The organism is Variovorax sp. KBW07 (genome assembly GCF_003852515.1).
GTDB lineage: Bacteria > Pseudomonadota > Gammaproteobacteria > Burkholderiales > Burkholderiaceae_C > Variovorax.
The window spans coordinates 6,052-11,940 of the sequence record NZ_QAJK01000084.1 but is presented as its reverse complement, the minus strand read 5'-3'; the positions used below and the strand labels follow the sequence as shown (position 1 = coordinate 11,940).

Here is a 5,889-nt window from a genome sequence, read left to right as displayed (position 1 = left end):
CGCTTCGCTCCTCCTTTATTTCGCTGCGCAGAGCACACCATCGACGTGAGCGGCTCAGAGCGGTCGTTGATCGAGCGACACAAGCGCAGCGCCCTCGTACGAATGGCATCGGGTGCTCCCCGCAGCGAAATAAAGGAGGAGCGAAGCGGGGGACATTCGCGGAGGGGAGTACCCGGTGTCAGTCGCACGCGCCCCGAATGCACCCGAACCCGCTCCCAACAGCAGCCGCAAGAACGCAACGCCCCCCGGAGGCACTGAAATGAGCGACACGATCGATACCTCCAAGCCGCTCGTGGAACTGCGCGAAATCCGCAAGGCCTTTGGTGGGGTCAAGGCCGTCGACGGCGTCAGCGTCAACCTCTACCCCGGCGAAGTCGTCGCGCTGCTCGGCCACAACGGTGCCGGCAAGTCCACCTTGATGAAGATGCTCGCCGGCGCCTACCCCATCGACTCCGGCGACACCCTCATCGCCGGCGAAAAAGTCAACATCCGCACACCCGCCGAAGCGCAGGCCCAGGGCATCGAGACCATCTACCAGACGCTTGCGCTGGCCGACAACCTCGACTCCGTCTCCAACCTCTTTCTCGGCCGCGAGAAGATGACCCGCTGGAACACCCTGGACGACCACTTCATGGAAGTGCAGGCCCGCAAAGTCTTCCACCGGCTCAACAAGAATTTCACCAACATCCGCGTGCCCGTGCGCCGGCTTTCGGGCGGGCAACGGCAGGTCGTCGCCATCTCGCGGGCGCTGTACTTCAATGCGCGCATCCTCATCATGGACGAGCCCTGCGCCGCCCTCGGCCCCGAAGAAACCGCCATGGTCGGCGGGCTCGTGAAGCAGCTCAAGGCCGATGGCGTCGGCATCTTCCTCATCACGCACGACATGCCCGATGTGTTCTCGCTCAGCGACCGCCTTGCCGTCATGAAGAACGGCAAGCTGGTCGGCACCTACCGCACCGCCGACGTCACCGAAGACGAAGTCCTCGGCATGATCATCGCGGGCAAGCGCCCCGAAGGAAAAGAGCAGGCGCACCACGCGTCAACAGCTGCGGCAACAGCAGCCGTGGCCGCCTGACGCATCGCTTCGCGCGGCATGAAGACCATCGGCGACCAGCAGTTGCTCAAGCGCATGAACCGCAGCGTGCTGCTGCGGTTGCTGCGCGCGCAACCCGGGCTGTCGCGCGCACGGCTCGCGAGCGAGAGCGGGCTCACCAAATCGACCGTGAGCCTGCTGGTGCGCGAACTGCTCGACGAAGGCTGGCTCGAGGAGTCCGATGCGGCCGTCAACGACGGGCTCGGCCGGCCCTCGACACCGCTGCAGATCAACGTCGGCGTGCGCGCATTGATGGGCGTCGAGATCGCGGTGGAAACCGTGCGCCTCGTCTGCGTCTCGCTGCAGGGCGAGGTGCTGTACTCGGACACCCATGCCTTGACCGATGGCTCCCCGTCCGGCGTGTGCGCGCAGGTCGCGCGCATGGCGGCCGCGGCGCACGTGCGGCTCAAGGCGCTGGGCCTGCGCCTGTCGAGCATCGGCGTGTGCGTGCCGGGCGCGGTGGACGACTGCACCGGCGTGGTCCGCTTCGCGCCCAACCTCGGCTGGCGCAATGTGAGCCTGTTGCCGGCGCTCGAAAAATCGTTCGCCGCCGCCGGCCTGCCGGGCGTCACGGTGCAACTGCAGAACGACGCCGATGCGGCCGCGCTCGGCGAATACGAGTTTGCGGCGGGCGAGGGCGAAGACCCGCTGATCTTCGTCAACTGCGACGTGGGCGTGGGCGCCGGCGTGGTGCTGAACGACCGCCTCTTCACCGGTGCCCAGGGCATGGCCGGCGAGATCGGCCACACCATCCTCGAACTCGACGGCCCCTTGTGCTCGTGCGGCCGGCGCGGCTGCGCCGAGGCCTTCTTCGGTTCGCGCGTGCTCGAACGAAAGGGCGCCGACATGCAGCGCGCGGCCGCCTTCTTCGGCGTGATGCTGCAGAACCTGTGGGTCACCTTCAATCCGCGCGCCATCGTGCTCGGCGGCAAGGCCTGCGCCGACCATCGCGGCTTTGCGCAGGCTGCGTTCGAGAGCGTCAAGCGCCATGCCGATCGGGCCGGCATGCCCGCGCCCGACCTGCGCACCGCGCGCTATGAAGAGCTCGCGCCCGCGGTCGGCGCCGCCGCGCTCGCATTGCACGAGTACCTGAGGCCGCTGCAGCCCGATGCGAAGGCGCGGCGTGCCCGAGCGCTGGCCCGCGCGGTGGCCTGACGCGCCAGCCGACCAGTCCGCCTGTCAGTCCGCCGATGGGGCAGTCGCGTGCTGCTGCTTCGATTCTTCGTCGCGCCAGCCGCGCAGGCGGCGGTAGAGCGTGCCGCGCGACACGCGCAATTGCCGCGCCGCCTGCGACACATTGCCGTCGTGCACCGCGAGCGTTTCCTCAATCAGCTTGCGGCTGTGTTCGCGCAGCGTTTCGGTGTGATGCGATGCGGCTTCGCCCTCGCCCTCGTTGGCCATGGATGACATCGGCATCGATGCCATGCAGTCTTCAACAAGGTCCGCGTTCGCGGTGTGTTCCACGGGCGCCGAAGACGCCTGCATGCCCGGCACGGCCACCGCCACCGCATGCCTGAAGTCCGCTCCGTCAGATCCCTTCAGGTGCGCCTGCACCCACACGCCCAGCCCGCTCGCCAGCCGCAGCGGTTGTGCCGCTTCGCGCCGGCCGAGTCGCAGCAGGCTTGCCAGGTCGTGGCCCAGCAGGCATTCGACATCGCGTTCGCCAGCCGCTTCAGGCAGCCGCCCCAGCAGCCGCGCGCCGGCGTTGTTGAGCCACGCGATGGTGCCGTCGGGCGCAATGCCGGCCAGTGCCTCGAGCGGCGTGCCGAGCAATGTCGGGCTGGCCTGGAAGCGCAGGATGAGGTGGTCGCGCGACTGCGCCTGCAGCAGCCGGTTCTCGATGATGGTGGCGTGCAGCGCCACCATCGATGCCGCGTCGAAGCCGAAGCGCCGCGCCTCCACGGTGAGGTCGAGTACGCCGGCCAGCCGGCCCGTCACGTCGCGGATCGGCGCCGCCGCGCACTGCATGTGGCACAGCACGTCGAAGTAATGCTCCGCGCCATCGACGGTGCAGGCCTGCCCGGTGCTGGCCACGATGCCGGGTGCCGTGGTGCCGACCACGCGTTCCGAAATGTTCACGCCCACGCGCGCGGTCTTGCGCAGCACCGGCTGGTACTCGGCGGCCGGGTGGTTGGTGACGTGCACCACCACGCCGTCGGGGTCGGTCAGGATCACGCGGCAGTCGGTGCCTGCGAGCATGTTCTCCATCTGCCCGAGCTCCTGCCGCGCCACGTCGAGCAGTTCGCGGTTGCGCGCCAGCGTGGTGTGCAGGCGGCTCGGCGTGACCGCGTCGAAGGGCACGATGCGCTGGCGGTCGCGGTGCGTGCGGCTGCAGCGCATCCACGACTGCAGCACCGCTTCGCCGACCAGCCCCGAAGGCCGCACGCCTTCTTCGAAGAACTGCTGCCGCGCCAGTGCCACGCGCTGCGCCGGTGTGCTGGCGAAGAGCTGGCGCGGCGCATCGGCCGTGCCGAGCCGCTCGAACTTGTCTGGGGACATGGGGTTCGCTGCCTCGCTGGATTCGGGACCAGCAGCGAATGTGTTCCGCAATGGAACAGCGCCGGACTGGGGAAATCCCGGGGGTGAGCGCGAAGGCCGTGCGCGCGATCCTTGCGCCACAAGGAGACCCACGATGAAAACAACACACTCCGGGCTGTTCGCGCTCGCCGGTGCATTGCTGTGCCTGGCCGCATCGACGAGTGCCACGGCCCAGAATGCACAAGACCGCGCCGCGGCCGCCACCAAGCGCGTCGACGGCAGTTTCATCCGTGCCAACGCCGCGCAAAAGAAAACGCCCGACTGGCCCAGCGTGGGCCTCGACTATGCGGAGTCGCGCTTCAGCAAGCTGGACCAGGTGAATGCCGGCAACGTGAAGCAGCTGGGGCTCGTGTGGTCGTACAACCTCGAATCGACGCGCGGCGTGGAAGCCACGCCGCTGGTGGTCGACGGCATCATGTACGTGACCGCATCGTGGAGCGTGGTGCACGCCATCGACACGCGCACCGGGCAGAAGCTGTGGACCTTCGATCCGCAGGTCGATAAATCGAAAGGCTTCAAGGGTTGCTGCGACGTGGTGAACCGCGGCGTGGCCATCCACGAGGGCAAGATCTACGTGGCCGCCTACGACGGCCGCCTCATCGCGCTCGATGCGGCCACCGGCCAGAAGGTGTGGGAGAAGAACACCATCGAAGGCCAGAAGGGCAGCTACACCATCACCGGCGCGCCGCGCGTCTTCAAGGGCAAGGTCATCATCGGCAATGGCGGCGCCGAGTACGGCGTGCGCGGCTACGTCACGGCCTACGACGCGAAGACGGGCGACCAGAAGTGGCGCTGGTTCGTGGTGCCGGGCGACCCGAGCAAGCCCTTCGAAGACGAATCGATGGCGCGCGCCGCCAAGACCTGGGACCCGAGCGGCAAGTACTGGGAAGCCGGCGGCGGCGGCACCGCATGGGACAGCTTTGCCTTCGACCCCGAGCTCAACCTGATGTACGTGGGCACCGGCAACGGCTCGCCGTGGGCCGCCAAGGCGCGCAGCCCCAAGGGCGGCGACAACCTCTACCTGGGCTCGGTGGTGGCGCTCGACCCCGACACCGGCAAGTACAAGTGGCACTACCAGGAGACGCCCGGCGACAACTGGGACTACACCTCCACGCAGTCGATGATCCTGGCCAACGTGAAGCTCGGCGGCAAGCCCCGCAAGGTGCTGCTGCATGCGCCGAAGAACGGCTTCTTCTTCGTGATCGACCGCACCAACGGCAAGTTCATCTCGGCGAAGAATTTCGTCGACGTGAACTGGGCCACGGGCTACGACAAGAACGGCCGCCCCATCGAGATCGCTGCCGCGCGGCAGAACGAGAAGCCCGGCGACAGCATTCCCGGCCCCTTCGGCGCGCACAACTGGCACCCGATGTCGTTCAACCCGCAGACGGGGTACGCGTACCTGCCCGCGCAGCACGTGCCGCTGAACCTGATGGACGACAAGGACTGGAAGTTCGACCAGAACGCGCCGGGCCGTCCGCATGCGGCCCTGGGCTGGAACACCGGCAAGTTCGCCAACGTGGAGCCGCCCACCAGCAAGCCCTTCGGCCGTCTCGTGGCGTGGGACCCGGTGGCGCAGAAGGAGGCTTGGGGCGTGGACTACGCGTCACCGTGGAACGGCGGCACGCTCACCACGGCCGGCAACCTGGTGTTCCAGGGCACGGCCGACGGGCGCCTGCTGGCCTACAACGCGAAGAGCGGCGAGAAGCTGTGGGAAACGCCGACGGGCACGGGCGTGGTGGCGGCACCGTCGACGTACATGGTGGACGGCAAGCAGTACGTGTCGGTGGCGGTGGGCTGGGGCGGCGTGTACGGGCTGGCGCAGCGCGCGACGGAGCGGCAGGGGCCGGGCACGGTGTACACGTTCGCGGTGGGCGGCACGGCGAAGATGCCAGACTTTGTGCAGTACCGCATGGACAAGCTGGTGCAGGGGGTGAAGTACGACCCTGCGAAGGTGCAGGCGGGGACGATGCTGTACGTGAGCAACTGCGTGTTCTGCCACGGGGTGCCGGGTGTGGACCGCGGGGGGAACATTCCGAACCTGGGCTACCTGGATGCGGCGTACATCGAGAACCTGGACAAGTTCATCCTGAAGGGGCCGGCGATGGCGCGGGGCATGCCGGACTTCACGGGCAAGCTGTCGGGGGACGACATCGAGAGCATCAAGGCGTTCATCCAGGGGACTGCGGACGCTATTCGGCCTAAGTGAGGCGCTGCTGTTGGGAGCGGGTGCGGGTTCATCTTTGGCGCGTGCGACT

Annotated in this window: 4 protein-coding genes; 3 read left to right on the top strand and 1 reads right to left on the bottom strand. The window is 67.9% G+C overall.

The genetic code is table 11. From position 1 onward, the window contains the following. The first annotated feature begins 259 nt into the window (after positions 1-259). A complete protein-coding gene (locus DBV14_RS17865; protein WP_124460517.1) occupies positions 260-1,075 on the top strand; it encodes an ATP-binding cassette domain-containing protein in 816 nt (271 codons plus the stop codon). Between the two features lie 18 nt (positions 1,076-1,093). Beyond that, a complete protein-coding gene (locus tag DBV14_RS17860) occupies positions 1,094-2,248 on the top strand; it encodes an ROK family transcriptional regulator (protein WP_124460515.1) in 1,155 nt (384 codons plus the stop codon). Positions 2,249-2,272: 24 nt separating this feature from the next. On the opposite strand, the gene DBV14_RS17855 is transcribed toward DBV14_RS17860, so the two are convergent. After that, the gene (locus DBV14_RS17855; RefSeq protein WP_124460514.1) at positions 2,273-3,592 is read right to left on the bottom strand and encodes a helix-turn-helix domain-containing protein; all 1,320 of its coding nucleotides are present in this window, start codon (positions 3,590-3,592) and stop codon (positions 2,273-2,275) included. A 133-nt stretch (positions 3,593-3,725) separates the two neighbouring features. On the opposite strand from DBV14_RS17855, the gene DBV14_RS17850 reads away from it, so the two are divergent. Continuing rightward, positions 3,726-5,840, top strand: coding sequence for a PQQ-dependent dehydrogenase, methanol/ethanol family (locus DBV14_RS17850; protein ID WP_124460513.1), 2,115 nt, complete (start codon positions 3,726-3,728; stop codon positions 5,838-5,840). Positions 5,841-5,889: the final 49 nt, after the last annotated feature.